Origin of the sequence: Chryseobacterium mucoviscidosis (assembly GCF_002177115.1) — a bacterium.
Lineage (GTDB): Bacteria > Bacteroidota > Bacteroidia > Flavobacteriales > Weeksellaceae > Chryseobacterium > Chryseobacterium mucoviscidosis.
This window is the reverse complement of record NZ_MVAG01000088.1, coordinates 17,853-34,318: the sequence shown is the minus strand read 5'-3', so window position 1 is coordinate 34,318 and position 16,466 is coordinate 17,853. Positions and strand designations below refer to the sequence as shown.

The following is a 16,466-nucleotide window of genomic DNA, read 5'->3' as shown; positions in this document are numbered from 1 at the left end:
AGATGTCTGCAAATTTTGCAGACATTTTTTTGTTTCTTATGTAATAGATTTCAGATTTCGGTTGTCTTCTTTAAAACATTAAGAACTGAACTATGAAAACTCAGATCCTGGCAATTTGCCTTACTTTATCTTACCTACTTACCTATTCTCAGAAAAAGGAAGATGCGCAGATTGTCAGAAAAAACATCGTCATCACAAAAACCTCATCATCTCCCAAAATAGACGGAATTCTGGATGATGCAGAATGGCGGAATGCTCCTGTTGCTACCGGTTTTATAGAAAGACAGCCCAACAACGGAAAACTTCAGGCAGATTCTATCAGAACGGAAGTCAGAATTTTATATGATGATACAGGAATTTATTTCGGAGCCCAGATGTACGATCCTACTCCTCATAAAATTGCCAAAGAACTCACAGAAAGAGACGGCGTAGGAAATGATGATTTCTTCGGAGTTACTTTAAACGGGTACAACGACAAACAGCAGAGTCTGGAATTTATGGTAACCGCAGCCGGCGTTCAGTTTGATGCAAAAATTACAACGGACGGAGAAGATGATACATGGAATTCTATCTGGTACAGCGGGGCAAAAATCAACGAAAAAGGATGGGCGATAGAAATGAAAATCCCTTATTCTGAACTGAGATTTCCAAAAAGTAACGTCCAGGAATGGGGAATGAATATGTTCCGCAGGATTCAGCGTACAAAAACTACTTATGACTGGAATTTTGTGGATAATGCAAAAAACTCTTATACATTATTTGATGGTGTTTTAAACGGAATTGAAAATATCAATCCTCCGACACGATTGTCTTTTACACCTTATTTTTCAACATATGTGAACAGTTTCGACGGAAAAACAACTGCCAATGTGAATGGCGGAATGGACGTAAAATATGGTATTAATGATGCTTTTACCTTCGATATGACTCTGATTCCGGATTTCGGGCAGGCAAATTTTGATAATTCTATTTTAAATTTAACCCCGTTTGAACAGCAGTTTTCCGAGCAGAGAACATTCTTCACCGAAGGAACCGAATTATTCAGTAAAGGTGGAATGTTTTATTCAAGAAGAGTCGGCGGACAGCCTTCGAGATATCCTGCAACCAATGACAATGAAGAGGTAACGGAATATCCTTCAAAGGTAAAATTATTCAATGCTTTTAAAATTTCGGGAAGAACAAAAAAAGGATTGGGAATAGGTTTTTTTAATGGGATAACGCAAAAAATGGAAGCTACAATTTTAAACCACGAAACCGGAGAAGTGAGAAGAGAGGTTGTAGAACCGTGGACGAATTACAATGTTCTGGTTTTTGATCAGCGATTCAACGGAAATTCTTCTGTTTCTTTGGTAAACACCAATGTTACGAGAGATGGAGATTTCCGCGATGCGAATGCAACGGGAATTCTCTGGGACATCAACAACAAAAAAAACACTTACAATACTTTCGGAAGTTTAAAAGGAAGCTGGGTGATGGATGGTGAAACCAAATTCGGGACTAAAGGTGAGCTTGGTTTTGCAAAAATTTCAGGCAAAAACCGTTTTAATATCAACGGAAATGTCACTACAAAAGACTGGGACATCAACGATGTAGGATTTTCTACAAGAACCAATTTCGGAAATTACAACGCGTGGTACGGTTACAGAATTTTGCAGCCTACAAAAACATTCAATAATATGTATCTGAATTTTAATCTGAATTATTTTCACAGATTAGAACCGTTCATTTTTCAGAATCTGATTTTTAATAACAATAACAGTTTTACCGATAAAAATTTCAGGGTTTTCGGAGGAGGAATAGAGTTTACACCTTTTACACAAAACGATATTTACGAGCCGAGAACTTTTGGGAGACATCTTCAGGTTCCTAAATATTTTGATTCCTGGATCTGGTTTGAAAGCGACAGCCGAAAGAAATTACAGCTTAATTTCAGTTTCGATTATTATGCGTATGATGAAAAAGGCAGAAATCAGGTTCTTACCAATTTCGGACTTCGTTACCGTTTTTCAGACAAATTTAATGTAAACTGGAGCTTTAATCCGAGCTTCAGCAATAATGAAACAGGTTTTGCAGGGAAAAACAGCTCTGATATTTTCATCGGAAGAAGACAGCGAAATACTTACGAAAATGCACTGACTTCAAAGTATACTTTTAATGAAAAAATGGCTCTTACATTAACTTTCAGACACTATTTTTCGGATGTTACGTACAAACAGTTTTACACGCTGAATCAGGACGGAAGTCTTGCAGAAACGAATGCTTTTGATAAAAATTTAAACGGAACCTACAATGCATGGAATGTAGACCTTAGATTTTCGTGGTGGTTTGCTCCGGGAAGCCAGTTGACATTATTATACAGGAATGCCACTTCCAATTATCTTGAATTTTCAAGGCTGAATGTGAAGAAAAACTATGATATGCTTTTCAGCGAACCTACTGTAAATAATATTTCTCTAAAGTTAACGTACTTTCTGGATTATAACAGGATAAAAAACTGGACGAAGAAGAAAGGTTAATCGTTGATTTAACAAAACCGTTGTATATTTTCAATAGAATCTTGTTTTTAATTACGTTTTGTTTCTTAGGTCAGTAATTAAAAACGTCAAGCCTCCGAAATTTCGGAGGCTTGATTTTCATTGTGTGTGTTTTTTTAGGCTGCTTTCTAACCTTTGCTACCCTTTTTTTAGTATCTGTTACAGAGCATTGCTGCTCTGCAATCACGATACAAATATCATTTGTGTCTTAGTATCTCTGATTCTGAAATAATTTTTTTTCATCATTTGTGTTTTCAGAATCAAAAATCACTTTTAATTATCGGTTAATAATTGTTTGCTTTTGTTGATACAAATGTAGGCACATTGTGGTATATAATTCTAATAAATCCTTTAGATATATATCGCTAAGCTTGTAGATATTTATCTACAACAATAAACAATTCAATATTTTAGCGAAAAAGCAATCATTTTAATAAAAAAAATCACGAAATATTATTATTTCATGATCTCAATTTCAAAATGTATTTTAAAGTTTAGTAATGATTTTTCATCACTTCGATAAGTTCTACAATATTTTCGATGTTAAGTTTATCAAAAATTCTTTTCTTGAGTGTACTTACCGTGTTCTGTTTAATATCAAGCCGGTTGGCAATTTCAAGATTTCCAAGACCTTCCGCATACATTTCCGCAATCTGGAGTTCTCTTTCCGTTAAAGACAATAAAGGATTAATGAGTGTCGGGTTGCTTATGGAATTTCTCAACAAAGCCTGTGTAACCTCAGAAATATAACTTCCATGGGTGTATATTCTCTTTATTGCTTCTGCAATCTCCTCTTCCTCGCTCAGTTTGCTTAGAAATCCGTCTGCTCCCGCATTTAAGAATTTTAAAGAATGGGCGCTTTCTTCAATTCCTGTAAAAATAAGAATCTTGGTTTCCGGACTTATTTTTTTAATCTCCGGCACAATGGTAATGCTGTTTCCATCGGGAAAATGAGCGTCTATAATTGCAATATCCACAGGTTGTTCCTGTATAGAATTCATAAGCTGCTGCAAATTGGAAGCATGAGAAATCTCACTCTCCCAATCCATATCTTCCAGAAGAAAAACAATCCCCTGCCTTATCAGACTATGATCATCTGCAAGCAAAAATCTCACAGCTCCCGATTTTATTTCACTCATTTACTGATGTTTAAATTAACAGAAAAATGTACGGTTGTCCCTTTTCCTTCCTCGCTGGAAACCGAAATATCGCCATCATACAAACCAATGATTTCTTTGCATAAACTCAATCCCAATCCTGCCCCGAGATTTTCCACATCTTCCGATAAAACTCCCTGATAATATGGTTCGAATATCTTTTCAAGATCAGATTTGGAAATTCCGACACCGGTATCGCTGATTTCTGTAATCAAAGATATTGTATTTTCGTCAACAGGCTGCGTTTTTGTGATGACTTTTATCTGTCCGTTTTCAGTAAATTTATTAGCATTTCCCAGAATATTCATGAAAATCTGGTTGATTTTTTTATTATCTGAATAAACGTTGATGTTCTGGTTAATATTTTCATCAACAATAAATTGATTATTTCTTGTTTCTATATAAGGTTCAATAGAAGTAAGAATGGAAGTGATCTCGTTCTTAAGATTAAATTTCACCGGAATCAGTTTATTTTCAACCGCCTGATTTTTTGTGTATTCCAAAATCTGGTTTGCCTGCATCAGCAGAGAATCGTTGGTAAAACTGATGGATTTCAGATACTCTTTCACCTTTTCGTCTTCTGTTCTTTTATTAATTCTGTTGATGAATAACCCTATGATTTTCAGCGGAGATCTTAGTTCATGACTCAGCATTCCTAAAATTCTGTTTTTGAAGTTCAGGTTTTCGCTGATCTGTTTATTCGCGGCATTCAGTTTTTTCTCATAAATAAATGCAATTCTGGTCAGGAACATAATCAAAACGGAAACAATGAACATCAGGATCATCGCACCGAATACCAGATTCTTTCTGATTCTGTTGCTTTCGGAATTCTGCTTTTGATATTCTTTTTCCAGTTCAGCTTTCGAATCTTTAATGGCAACATCATAAATATTCATCAGACCATTGCTGTAAAAGAGGAGATTATTAAAGATTTTATAGAAATTACCGCTGTTGTTCTGGTTTCTGACCACATTTACCTGAATTTTCTTAATTTCTCCTTTATAATGATTGTTCACTTCATTAAAAATACTGTCGAATTCAGCCTTAATATTGGCAGGGCTGGCTTCTTTTCCCTGTTTTACTGTAATAATCGTACTTTCTTTCCGTACATTTTCCTTTCCGGAAATAGCATCTCCCAAACGTCCGAAAAGCCCTTTTTTCTTTACCGTATCGGAAATTGTTTTTGTTTCTACTTTAAATTTATCGAAATCGTAGTTGACGCTGTATTTTTCCAGTTTCGGAAGGCTGTTCTCTACCTTAAAGTTGGATTTCGTAGAATATTCGTAGGTAGAATCTATCAGAGATTTCAGCTTTTTAATCTCCATAGAATCTTTCTTCTTGGAGGTTAAAACGTTTTTAAGCTTCGGATATTTGTTTTCGTAATGTCCGATGCTGTCGAGATTTTTACCCAGTTTATTAAGAGAAGTAAAATAAGAATCGAGATAGGTATTATCATTACTCACCATATATTTCTGAAGAAAACTCTGTGCATTCAGGAGTTCTCCGCGGGAATTGTCCGTAAGATTTTCCAGCGTATGAACTTCTTTAAGCTGATTTTCAAAAAAGGTTAAATTTTTCCTCGAAATAAATTCATTATAGAAAAAACCGGCAATAAGAAGCTGAATGAGCAGAATACAAACGAGCAATGAGTAATGGATAATTTTTCTCGCTTTAAAATTCAATAATTTTTTGGACATTTTGTGTAAGTTATTAGTAAGTGTGTTTTTGTTTATTTTTTAACAGTAAAGAAACAGATCCATTTGTTAAAACTTTCTGTAAAAATTGAAAATTTTAAACAAGTTTACCATAAAAATAGTAAAAAATCCTGTAAATTGAATTTTTACAGGATTTAAATTTATTTAGACTTTACGAATTATAAAGTTTTGAATTGCTCTAATGTTCTGATATCATTTTCAAAGAACATTCTGATGTCACTCATCTGATAAAGAAGCATTACAATTCTTTCAATTCCCATCCCGAAAGCATAACCTGAATATTTTTCCGGATCGATGTTTACATTCTTTAAAACGGCAGGATCTACCATTCCGCATCCCATAATTTCCAGCCATCCTGTTCCTTTCGTGATCCTGTAATCTGTTTCTGAGTTTAATCCCCAATACACATCAATTTCTGCACTTGGTTCCGTAAAAGGGAAATAAGAAGGTCTCAGTCTGATTTTTGATTTTCCGAAAAGCTCTGTTGTAAAGAACTGAATGGTCTGCTTTAAATCTGCAAAGCTTACATTTTCATCAATATATAAACCTTCGATCTGATGGAAGATACAGTGAGAACGCGAGGAAACCGCTTCGTTTCTGAACACTCGTCCCGGCGATAAAATCCTGATCGGCGGCTGATTTTCTTCCATGTAACGGATCTGTACGGAAGAAGTGTGTGTTCTTAATAAAATATCCGGATTCTGCTCGATGAAGAAAGTATCCTGCATATCTCTCGCCGGATGATATTCCGGAAGATTAAGTGCAGTAAAATTGTGCCAGTCGTCCTCGATTTCAGGACCGTCCGCAACAGCAAAACCGATAGATTTAAAAATCTCGATAATCCTGTTTTTCACCAGATTGATCGGGTGTCTTGAACCCAGATCCAAAGGAAACGCAGGTCTTGTAAGGTCTTCTTTTTCTACGATAATAGAAGATGCGGAAGCATTTTTCAAATCTTCCAGTTTTACGTTAACAGCCTGCTTCAGAGTATTGATCTTCTGTCCGAAATCTTTCTTCTGATCGTTGGGAACTTCTTTGAATTTTTCAAAAAAATCATTCAGAATTCCTTTTTTACCATTGTACTTGATTCGGAAGTTTTCGATCTCCTCCTTAGATGTAGCATTAAAGCCGTTTACCTCAACGAGTAATTCTTCTATCTTTTCTATCATTGTTTTACCCTTTCAAAATGTTTTGCAAAAATACGGTTTTTCAGTTGAATAATTTTCTTAAAAATGTTAAAAAAATCTGCCTCTTTTGGGGAGGCAGACTTCAATCACTTATTTCACTTAAATAAAAAAATTATTTTTTTTCTAAAGCTTTCACGTTGATCTGAAGAGTTACCTCATCTTTTATCACGCCATTTTCGGCGGGAGCCTGAAATTTCACCCCAAACTCTTCTCTCATAATGTCTTTCGGTTCTGTAGCAATATTTACCAGACCTTCCTTCACGGAAACATTGGCTTTAAACTGAACCGGTTTTGTAATTCCTTTGATGGTTAAATTCCCATCCAGTAAAGTATTATAATCTCCTTCGGATGAAGGGGTTACTTTGGTAATTTCATATGAAGCCGTCGGAAATTTTTCTACCTCGAAAAAATCCCCGCTTTTCAGATGCCCGTTAAGTTTGTTTAAATTTTTGGTATCGTTTTTCAGATCTTCAGAAGTTAAGGAAGCCATATCTGCCACAAATTTTCCGCTCTCCAGCTTTCCTTCTTTTACAGTAACATCGCCACTTTCGAATTTAATAGTACCGAAATGGCTTGTATTTTCAGATTTAAAAATTTTATATCCCTTCCACTCCATTCTGCTGTTAAGGGTATCCACAACATATTGTGTTCCGTCTTTTGTGGTTACCACTTCATTGCTATCGCTGGTAAGAGGCTTTTCCTTTTTACAGGAAACTACTGCCGCTAACGCGAAAAATGCAGGAATAACCAACGAAAACAGCTTTTTCTTCATGATTTATAATTTTTTATTATTCCTGCTAAAATAATAAAAAATTTTGTTCTTTCCTAAAAACATTTCAATTCATTACTTTTGTAGTATGCTATTAGAAATAAATCATTTAAACTTTTCCTATTCTAAAGAAAAACCTTTGTTTCAGAACCTTAATCTCGGCTTTGAGGAAGGTAAAATTATTGCGCTTGCCGGAGAAAGCGGCTGCGGAAAATCTACTTTGCTAAGCCTGATCTACGGATTGCTGGACTGGGAAAGCGGTGATATTATTTTTGACGGTAAAAAATTACTGGGACCGAAGGGAAATCTGGTTCCGGGAGAAGCCGAGATGAAATTCGTTGCCCAGAATTTTGATCTGATGCCTTATGCAACGGTTGCGGAAAATGTAGGAAAATTTATCTCGAATATTAATCTCGCAAAAAAAAGGGAAACGGTTGCTGAACTTCTGGAAGTTGTCGGGTTAGAAGAATTTGCTTCTATTTTACCTAAATATCTGAGTGGCGGACAACAGCAAAGAGTTGCCATCGCAAGAGCACTTTCTGTACTTCCGAAGCTTCTGATCCTTGATGAACCTTTCAGCAATCTGGATTTTCCGAGAAAGATTGAACTGAGGGAAAAGCTTTTCCGATACGTAAAGCAGAATAACATTTCTCTGGTAATTTCCACACACGAACTTCAGGATATCATTCCGTGGCTGGATGAAATTATTGTATTGCAAAAAGGAAAAATAGTACAGAAAGGAAATCCGGAAGAAGCTTTTAAAAATCCTTTTAATTCTTACGTTGCCAAACTTTTCGGGGAAGTAAATATTTTCAGTGAAAGTGAAATGCAGGATTTTCAGATTTCAAAATTTTCTTATTATCCGAAAGAAATAAAAATCTCTGAAAGCGGTTTTGAGGCGGAAGTTCTGGAAAGCCGTTTCGCAGGAAACCATTACTGGAATAAAATAAGGGCAAAAAACAAAGAAATTATTCTGTATTCTGATGAAAAACTGAACGGAACTATCGCTGTTTCATTCGGTTAAATTCTGACGAATATTTATGACGAAGCTGAAAATCATAGCCCAGATTAAGCGGCGTGTCTGAGCTCTTTTCGTTGGTTTCGGGGGGGGGGCCGCCGCCCCCGAAACCAACGAAAAAGCGAGTAGCGAAAGCTGGAAAAAGCTCCTAAAAACTTTATAATCATCACATTTTACATAACTTACTGTGGATTTGTGGATAAAAAAATATACAAACATAAGAATCAGGTTTAAAACTTTTTCTTACATTTGTATATCAACAGCATAAGGAAATTTTTGGTTAATACTCTTTCTGCCTCCTGAGACGAAATCCGTTTATTCTAGACAAACAATGCCGTCTCTTGAAAGATTACACTGTCCAATTCTTTCCTTTTTTTATTGCTTTATTTTCTTCTTCTGATAGAAAAATCCTCCAATTTGAAGTAAAAAGAATATAGATAACGAAACAGCATTTAATACTTGTTTATAATCTTCTGAATAGACACAATAAAAAACCGAAAAAATAAAAAGCATAGAAAAAGGAACCCCAAAAGCATTTTCGGAATTACCTTTATATAGAAAAAAACAAAACATTTTCTGTAACCAGACTATATATTAGTAAGATAACATACAGTAAAAATATAAAAACCAATGCCAGAACACCACCTTGACCTTCTATTTTAAAAAACATAAGGAAAGCAATGCAGGATAAAATAAATCCTATGACACTTGCAGCAATATTCCTTAAAATGTTCTGCATTACAAAAATTTAAATGCTGAAATTTGTTAAAAATTAAGCCTTTTTCACAAATTCAGATTTCAGTGCCATAGAACCGAAACCATCGATTTTACAGTCGATATTATGATCGCTGTCCGGTCTCAGACGGATATTTTTAACTTTTGTTCCTGCTTTTACAGGTTTTGGAGCTCCTTTTACGGGAAGATCTTTAATAACCACCACAGAATCTCCATCCTGAAGCTCGTTTCCGTTAGAATCTAAGATTTTCCCTGAATTTGATGCATCTGCGCTTTCTTCTTCGGGATTCCATTCGTAGAAACATTGGGAACAAACCATCATATTGTCGCTCGGATAAGTAAACTCGGAGCTGCATTTTGGACAAAGTACAGTATCACTCATATTTTTAATTTTTTGCAAAGTTAATTTTTTAATATCTTCAATTAAAATTTAATAACATGAGATATACACGTAGATTTTTAATTTTTATTTCTTTAGTCCTGTTTTTCAGGTTATTTGTTCAAATATTTAATGAAGTTGACTTAATTCCTAATTACACAATGACATTTGTTGATGAAGAAATTTACCAAGTCGACCATTTTCAGAATTTAAATGAATCTAAAGAATATTCAAAATCCCAGATTTACAAATATCAGAAAATCAACAAAGAAAGATCAGATAAAGCCAATTCGCAGCTTATAATGATCGTTGTTTTGGTTATTATTCAGTTGTTTTTCTATTTTTCTAACCACAGAGAAAGCCCAAAGCAAAATTTTGAATTCACAGACTAAAATTTTGAAACAGAAATTCTCAGCAGAAATTCGTACTTTTGCAGATTCAAAATAGCAGAACCCAATTTTATGGAATTGATACACAGAAACCTGGCAATCGGAATTCACGATGCTTTGCAGGAAACATTTTTCGAAAAAAATAAATACGCCGATAAAGTAATCGAAAGACTTTTGAAAGCGAATAAAAAATGGGGAAGCCAGGACAGAGCAGTGGTTTCTGAGATTTTCTATCACATCATCCGTTGGAAAAAACGCCTTGAATATTACATGGGGGAAGGTGTAAAGCCCAACAATATTTATAAATTAATCATTGCTTATCTTCTTTGGAGCAAAACGAACTATAAAAAATTTGAAGAATTTGACGGAATAAAAATCGCCGACATTCTTACCAAACTGAAAAAAGGAACCGTTCCTACGAAAGCAATCGAACATTCTATTCCGGAATGGCTTGCCGAAACTTTAGAAAAAGAACTGGGTGAAAAGTGGGAAAAAGAAATGTATGCCCTGAATGAGCAGGCTCCGACGGTTTTAAGAGCAAATTCTCTGAGAACAACAACGAAAGAGCTTATCTCTGATCTTTCTGATGAAAACATCGTTTCTTATCCTATTAAAAATTATCCGGATGCGGTACAATTGGAGGAAAAAAAGAATGTTTTCCTGACGACTGCTTTTAAAGAAGGTCTATTTGAAGTTCAGGATGCTTCTTCCCAAAAAATCGGATATTTCCTTGATGTAAAGGAAGGACAGAGAGTTGTTGATGCTTGTGCAGGTGCAGGAGGAAAAACGCTTCACTTAGCCGCTTTGATGCAGAATAAAGGACAGATCATCGCACTGGATATTTTCGAATGGAAACTTGCCGAACTGAAAAGACGTGCAAAAAGAGCCGGAGCGCATAACATTGAAACCCGCATGATTTCTGATAACAAAGTAATCAAAAGGCTTCATGAAAAGGCAGACCGATTATTGATCGATGCTCCGTGTTCAGGGTTGGGCGTTTTAAAAAGAAATCCGGACAGCAAATGGAAAATTGATCAGGCTTTTATCGACAGAATTAAAATTGAACAGCAGCAGATTCTTCAGGATTATTCTAAAATGCTTAAAAAAGGGGGAAAAATGGTTTATGCAACGTGTTCTATTCTACCTTCTGAAAATAATTTGCAGGTTGATGAATTCATCAGAAACAATCCGAACTTTAAAATGATTAAAGACGAAAAAGTAATGCCAAGTGAAGGCTATGACGGATTCTATATGGCTTTAATTGAAAGAGTTTCTTAAAAAATATTCTTTATATAATGAACAAAACTACTCTTTTCAGGGTAGTTTTTTGTTACATTTATATTTCGTAATCTTTAAATCTTTATATCTTCTTTTCTTCTTTTTTAATTTGATATCTGATATTAATCATACTGCTTTTTAACGCAAAGGATCGCTAAGATTCTTTTATATACCAACTGTTTTTAAGTTCGCAAAGGCGTGTCACTCAGCAAAGAACTCAAAGATTTCCAACAAGATAAATTACAGGCAATTATTTTCTAACAATATAAAAATGAATTTCTAAATAATATCTATTCAGTTAACAATTATCTTTGCTAAAACCATTTCAAATTATGCATCTAAGAATTTTAGTAAGCTTCTTTACTTTTTTATGCTGTTTATCTTTTGCACAGACGTACGAAGTACAGTACCTCAGTTCATCCAACGGAAAAGTTTTAACAGAACAGTCTCCCACTTTAGTTTGGACAAATGAAAAGGAAAATTTTATCCTGAATAACAAAATCAGAGAACAAAAAGCAGATTTCCCTTTCGAAATTACGAAAATTGAAAAACCTTCGAATACGGTAATTTCTTATGCGTTTCTAAAATCTGACGAAATTATTTCAACTTCAGACAAAGAATCTGTAGCAAAACAGACTTTTGAATTTACCAATGAAACCAAGAGAATTTTAGGCTACACCTGCAAAAAAGCAGTTACCAAAATCAATTCCAACACTATTGAAGTATGGTATACCAACGATCTGAAAATTCAGGGAGGGCCTTCTGTAATCGGACAAAATCTGGGATTTGTTCTGGAAATTGAAAGAAATAAAAACTCTCTGATCACCGCTCAATCTATTAAAAAAGTTAAGAAAACTGACATTGATGCTATTCTGAAAGGATCGATTAATTCAACCGATCAGTTAGGTTACAGAGATCTTTTGTGGAAAAGCAGATTCACCACCCTAAAAGTTTTTGATGATGAAACCATTAATTTTTCGGATCAATCTAAATCTGACGAAAACATAAAAAGATTCGCTAACGGAACCATTATTATGAAAAAAATTAAGTTCCCTAAAATTTCCGAGGGCGAAAATATTTTCGTTGAATTAAAACAACAATCCAACGGCGACGCTTACGACAGAACCGGAACCGTATTTTTTGTACCACAGGACAAACCGCAGTCGTTTTTCGACGGACTGGAAAAAGGCGTAAAAACACTTCCTGTTTATGAAAACGGAAACGGAAAACAATATTACGGAATTACAGCAACGGAAAATTACAATCCCGCGGTAGAAATGATGAGATTTTTTACGGCGTTCGGGATCAATAAGTTCAATCATATTCAGTTAAAAGATAAAAACTGGCAGACCATCAGTCCGTACCGTGAAGATATTACAGATCTTAAACCTTCTCTTTCTGAAAAGGAATTATGGATCGGAACATTCATCGGAAATTACGATAAAGGCGGTCATAAAGTCAGTCTGGAAATCACCATTCACAAAAGCGATCAGACCATCTATAAAAACAATACGGTTATTCCTTTATTCAACACTCTGAACATTATGGAAATGGCGGGACAGGATTATTCTACCATGTTTAATAATGATAAAGGACTGTTTGTAGAGTTTACTTTAAAAAAGGATCTGAAAAATGCCCAGTTGAAATATACAACAACCGGTCATGGAGGCTGGGAAAACGGCGATGAATTTGTACCGAAAGCCAACTCGATCTTTTTAGACGGAAAAATGACCTATTCTTTTGTCCCATGGAGAACCGACTGCGGATCTTATCGTCTTTATAATCCGGCTTCAGGAAATTTTCCGGACGGGCTTTCATCATCCGATCTCAGCAGATCAAACTGGTGTCCCGGAACCGTTACCAATCCAAATTTCATACAACTTGGAGATTTAAAAGCCGGAAAACATACCATTCAGGTGAAAATTCCGCAGGGCGCAAGCGAAGGAACAAGCTTCAGTTCATGGAATGTTTCGGGAGTTCTGTTAGGGTCTCAATAAAACAAAACCTTCTCGCAAACTGAATTGCAAGAAGGTAAAAACACAAATGATGAAAAAAAATTATTTCGAGCCACAAAGTAAGGGTTAAAATTTGTAGAATAAATTACCATACATTAAGAAATATCTCATAATAATTTCGTATGTAATGAATAAATTAGAGATCTGAGTTAAAAAAATCAACTAAAATCATATTTTCAATTTAAAATAATTAAATTTTTACTTCATTTTAAATTAATTAATTAAAAATATTAACTTATTTAATTTTTTTGTTGTTATTTTTAAACCACTATTCTACTTTTGTTTCAAATTAAATAAAAAAAAATGTGTGGAATTGTATGTTTGTTTGACGCCAAACAAAAAACCGAAATATTAAGACCTCAGGTTCTTGAAATGTCTAAAAAAATTCGTCACCGCGGTCCGGACTGGAGCGGAGTGTTCCAGAATGACAAAGTGGTTTTCTCTCATGAAAGACTTGCCATCGTGGATCCTACCTCCGGAAAACAGCCATTATTTACCAAAGACGGAAAAATAGTTCTTGCCGTGAACGGTGAAATCTACAATCACAGAGAACTGAAAGAAGAATTTTCTGATTACGAATTTCAGACACAGTCAGACTGTGAGGTTATTTTAGCTTTATATCAAAAATACGGAAAAGATTTTGTTGAAAAATTAAACGGAATTTTTGCCTTTTCTTTATATGACACAGAAAATGATGTGTATCTCATTGCACGCGATCACATGGGAATCTGTCCTCTATATCACGGTTGGGATAAAAACGGAAACTATTACGTTGCTTCAGAACTAAAAGCACTGGAAGGAGTCTGCAAAACCATTGAGACTTTTTTACCAGGACATTTGGTGTACAGCAAAGACGGAAGCGAGCTTCAGCAATGGTATAAAAGAGATTGGGAAAGTTTTGAAGCCGTAAAAGATAACGAAACGGATATTGAGAAATTAAGAAAAGGACTGGAAGATGCGGTTCACAGACAATTGATGAGCGACGTTCCTTACGGAGTTTTGCTTTCAGGCGGATTAGATTCTTCTGTAATTTCTGCGATTACGGCAAAATTTGCAAGACAGAGAGTGGAAAGCGGAGATACACAGGAAGCGTGGTATCCGAGATTGCACAGTTTTGCAGTCGGTTTGGTAGGTTCGCCGGATTTGGCAGCAGCTCAGAAAGCAGCAGAACACATCGGTTCGGTTCACCATGAAGTTAATTTTACCGTTCAGGAAGGTCTGGATGCGGTTCGTGATGTTATTTATCATCTGGAAACGTATGATGTAACAACAGTGAGAGCTTCTACTCCGATGTATCTTTTGGCTAGAGTGATTAAATCGATGGGAATTAAAATGGTGCTTTCCGGAGAAGGTTCTGATGAACTGTTCGGTGGTTATTTATACTTCCATAAAGCTCCGAATGCGAAAGAATTCCATGATGAAACCGTAAGAAAATTAGGAAAACTTCACCTGTATGATTGTTTAAGAGCCAACAAAGCGTTGATGAGTTGGGGAATTGAAGGGCGAGTTCCTTTCTTAGACAAAGAATTTATGGATATCGCCATGACTGTGAATCCAAAAGATAAAATGGTAAGTGCTTCCGAAGGAAAAATTGAAAAGTGGGTTCTGAGAAAAGCTTTCGAAGATATTCTTCCGGAATCTATTGTATGGAGACAGAAAGAGCAGTTTTCAGATGGAGTCGGTTATTCATGGATCGATACTTTAAAAGCCGTTGCTGAAAAAGAAGTAACGGATGAAATGATGGCAAATGCGAAATTCAGATTTCCTTTGAATACGCCTCAAAACAAGGAAGAATACCGTTACAGAACAATTTTTGAAGAGCATTTCCCAAGTGAAACTGCGGCTGCAACAGTTCCTTCGGTTCCTTCGGTTGCGTGTTCTACGCCAATTGCACTGGAATGGGATGAAGCATTCAAAAATATGAACGATCCGAGCGGAAGAGCGGTAAAAGTGCATGAAACGTCTTACGGAGAATAGATTCGGAAGTATGAGAGTATGAGTGTTTTTTGAGTTTTTGAGATTTTTTTTATTCTTCCTTATTTTTATTTAACAAATAGAAGATGAGCATTCTGAAACGAAATACTAAACCCTAAAAATCTAAACTTTATATAAAAATTTATCAATCCTGTAGCAATACAGGATTTTCTTTTGCATTTACCTTAATAATATTGTCAGAATTTAACCGTTAATCAAATATATTATCTAATAAATAATTATATTTGGAAAACGAAAATATCAATTATAAAAAAATGAGAAGAAACATTACTATCTTATTTGCTTTATTATCCATGACTTTTGCTTTCGGACAGGGAAAATATGGTAAATATCTTAGCTCCAAAAAACTGGCAATGGTGTATAAAAGTGTGAAAGATGGCGATAAAGACGACTTCTACCAACAATACTACTGGCTGGTAAAAGCGGAACAGCTGAAAACGTATCCTCACCTTAAAGATATAAAACCGAAAGTTTTATATGAATTTGTAAAAAAAGTGAATCCTCAGAATCCGACTAAAAAACTGGATGCAAGAGGTAAAGAACTTAGAGAAACCGCAGAATTATCCTTAAACCAGTATTTCAAAAACAAAAATCTGGATAACAATTCTGTTTTAATGTACAATCTGGAAACGTATGTAGATCCTTCTAAAGGACAGTATTATACAAAAGTTGATGCAGAAAAAATTAAGGAACTGGTTCCGAAAGAGCTTTATGCTTTCAACTCCAACAACAGAAATACAGGAGAAGATAAGACGTATTATCTTTGGATTAATAAAGAAAAAGATGATTTCAATATCGTAGACATTATTCCTGAAGAGAAAGAAAATAAAGCGTTCTATGCGAGAGTGAAGCAGTATCTTCCAAGCTATAAATTCTCAAAATATGTTCCTTCTGTGAAAAAAGGGACAAAAACGGACAGAACAGATGCAGATTTCTACTACATCATGCCGTTTGAGCAAAATACAGATAACATCGAATACAAAACAAAAGATTTCAAAACTTTCGAATTAAGCCAGTACAGAAAAGCCGGCGAAGAATGGAAAGGGGTTGAAAAACCAAGAAAATAAATTAAAAAGTCCTGTGAAATTTCGCAGGACTTTTTTATTGGAATATTTTTTAATACAAATGGCACAAATTTTTGCACGAATATTCACAATTTCTCGTAAAATTTAAGAAAATAGAATATTATAAATGTCGTTATTGATAACATCATCAAAAACTTAAAATAGCTAACAGTTCAGGAGTATCAGGAAAAATATTGCGGCAAATAGATTTCTCGTTCGTGGAAATAACAG

Annotated in this window: 12 protein-coding genes; 7 read left to right on the top strand and 5 right to left on the bottom strand. The window is 35.0% G+C overall.

The window, feature by feature from the left end; genetic code table 11:
• The first annotated feature begins 92 nt into the window (after positions 1-92).
• A complete protein-coding gene (locus B0E34_RS05355; protein ID WP_087707620.1) occupies positions 93-2,516 on the top strand; it encodes a DUF5916 domain-containing protein in 2,424 nt (807 codons plus the stop codon).
• A 512-nt stretch (positions 2,517-3,028) separates the two neighbouring features.
• Here the strand turns inward: B0E34_RS05355 and B0E34_RS05350 are convergent.
• The 4 genes from B0E34_RS05350 to B0E34_RS05335 form a co-directional block, all read right to left on the bottom strand.
• Positions 3,029-3,673, bottom strand: a complete 645-nt coding sequence (locus B0E34_RS05350; RefSeq protein ID WP_087707618.1) for a response regulator — start codon at positions 3,671-3,673, stop codon at positions 3,029-3,031.
• Entirely contained in the window at positions 3,670-5,388 is a 1,719-nt protein-coding gene (locus B0E34_RS05345; RefSeq protein WP_087707615.1) for a sensor histidine kinase, read from the bottom strand. Before B0E34_RS05345 ends, B0E34_RS05350 begins: the two co-directional genes overlap by 4 nt.
• A 176-nt stretch (positions 5,389-5,564) precedes the next feature.
• Positions 5,565-6,575, bottom strand: coding sequence for a phenylalanine--tRNA ligase subunit alpha (gene pheS / locus B0E34_RS05340; RefSeq protein WP_076395712.1), 1,011 nt, complete (start codon positions 6,573-6,575; stop codon positions 5,565-5,567).
• A 130-nt stretch (positions 6,576-6,705) separates the two neighbouring features.
• Positions 6,706-7,365 carry a YceI family protein gene (locus tag B0E34_RS05335; protein ID WP_087707612.1) on the bottom strand — a complete coding sequence of 220 codons (660 nt, stop codon included), beginning with the start codon at positions 7,363-7,365 and terminating at the stop codon, positions 6,706-6,708.
• Positions 7,366-7,450: 85 nt separating this feature from the next.
• On the opposite strand from B0E34_RS05335, the gene B0E34_RS05330 reads away from it, so the two are divergent.
• The gene (locus B0E34_RS05330) at positions 7,451-8,386 is read left to right on the top strand and encodes a sulfate/molybdate ABC transporter ATP-binding protein (RefSeq protein ID WP_087707610.1); all 936 of its coding nucleotides are present in this window, start codon (positions 7,451-7,453) and stop codon (positions 8,384-8,386) included.
• Between the two features lie 766 nt (positions 8,387-9,152).
• Here B0E34_RS05330 and B0E34_RS05315 read toward each other — a convergent pair.
• Complete coding sequence (locus B0E34_RS05315) at positions 9,153-9,497, bottom strand: zinc ribbon domain-containing protein YjdM (protein ID WP_076395707.1); 345 nt, start codon at positions 9,495-9,497, stop codon at positions 9,153-9,155.
• Between the two features lie 158 nt (positions 9,498-9,655).
• Between B0E34_RS05315 and B0E34_RS05310 the strand changes: the two genes are divergently transcribed.
• The 5 genes from B0E34_RS05310 to B0E34_RS05290 all read left to right on the top strand — a co-directional run bounded on the left by B0E34_RS05310 (position 9,656) and on the right by B0E34_RS05290 (position 16,238).
• Positions 9,656-9,886 carry a hypothetical protein gene (locus B0E34_RS05310; RefSeq protein ID WP_087707601.1) on the top strand — a complete coding sequence of 77 codons (231 nt, stop codon included), beginning with the start codon at positions 9,656-9,658 and terminating at the stop codon, positions 9,884-9,886.
• Positions 9,887-9,955: 69 nt separating this feature from the next.
• Entirely contained in the window at positions 9,956-11,161 is a 1,206-nt protein-coding gene (locus tag B0E34_RS05305; protein ID WP_087707599.1) for an RsmB/NOP family class I SAM-dependent RNA methyltransferase, read from the top strand.
• Positions 11,162-11,493: 332 nt separating this feature from the next.
• Positions 11,494-13,158: a GLPGLI family protein gene (locus B0E34_RS05300; RefSeq protein WP_087707596.1), complete on the top strand. Its 1,665-nt coding sequence runs from the start codon at positions 11,494-11,496 to the stop codon at positions 13,156-13,158.
• Positions 13,159-13,479: 321 nt separating this feature from the next.
• Complete coding sequence (gene asnB / locus B0E34_RS05295; protein ID WP_087707593.1) at positions 13,480-15,153, top strand: asparagine synthase B; 1,674 nt, start codon at positions 13,480-13,482, stop codon at positions 15,151-15,153.
• Positions 15,154-15,425: 272 nt separating this feature from the next.
• Complete coding sequence (locus tag B0E34_RS05290) at positions 15,426-16,238, top strand: hypothetical protein (RefSeq protein ID WP_084196489.1); 813 nt, start codon at positions 15,426-15,428, stop codon at positions 16,236-16,238.
• The last annotated feature ends 228 nt before the right edge of the window (positions 16,239-16,466 follow it).

Excerpts from the sequence above, each read along its gene's own strand:
- B0E34_RS05355 (WP_087707620.1), top strand. The coding sequence starts at position 93 with ATGAAAACTCAGATCCTGGCAATTTGCCTTACTTTATCTTACCTACTT.
- B0E34_RS05350 (WP_087707618.1), bottom strand. The coding sequence starts at position 3,673 with ATGAGTGAAATAAAATCGGGAGCTGTGAGATTTTTGCTTGCAGATGAT.
- B0E34_RS05345 (WP_087707615.1), bottom strand. The coding sequence starts at position 5,388 with ATGTCCAAAAAATTATTGAATTTTAAAGCGAGAAAAATTATCCATTAC.
- pheS (WP_076395712.1), bottom strand. The coding sequence starts at position 6,575 with ATGATAGAAAAGATAGAAGAATTACTCGTTGAGGTAAACGGCTTTAAT.
- B0E34_RS05335 (WP_087707612.1), bottom strand. The coding sequence starts at position 7,365 with ATGAAGAAAAAGCTGTTTTCGTTGGTTATTCCTGCATTTTTCGCGTTA.
- B0E34_RS05330 (WP_087707610.1), top strand. The coding sequence starts at position 7,451 with ATGCTATTAGAAATAAATCATTTAAACTTTTCCTATTCTAAAGAAAAA.
- B0E34_RS05315 (WP_076395707.1), bottom strand. The coding sequence starts at position 9,497 with ATGAGTGATACTGTACTTTGTCCAAAATGCAGCTCCGAGTTTACTTAT.
- B0E34_RS05310 (WP_087707601.1), top strand. The coding sequence starts at position 9,656 with ATGACATTTGTTGATGAAGAAATTTACCAAGTCGACCATTTTCAGAAT.
- B0E34_RS05305 (WP_087707599.1), top strand. The coding sequence starts at position 9,956 with ATGGAATTGATACACAGAAACCTGGCAATCGGAATTCACGATGCTTTG.
- B0E34_RS05300 (WP_087707596.1), top strand. The coding sequence starts at position 11,494 with ATGCATCTAAGAATTTTAGTAAGCTTCTTTACTTTTTTATGCTGTTTA.
- asnB (WP_087707593.1), top strand. The coding sequence starts at position 13,480 with ATGTGTGGAATTGTATGTTTGTTTGACGCCAAACAAAAAACCGAAATA.
- B0E34_RS05290 (WP_084196489.1), top strand. The coding sequence starts at position 15,426 with ATGAGAAGAAACATTACTATCTTATTTGCTTTATTATCCATGACTTTT.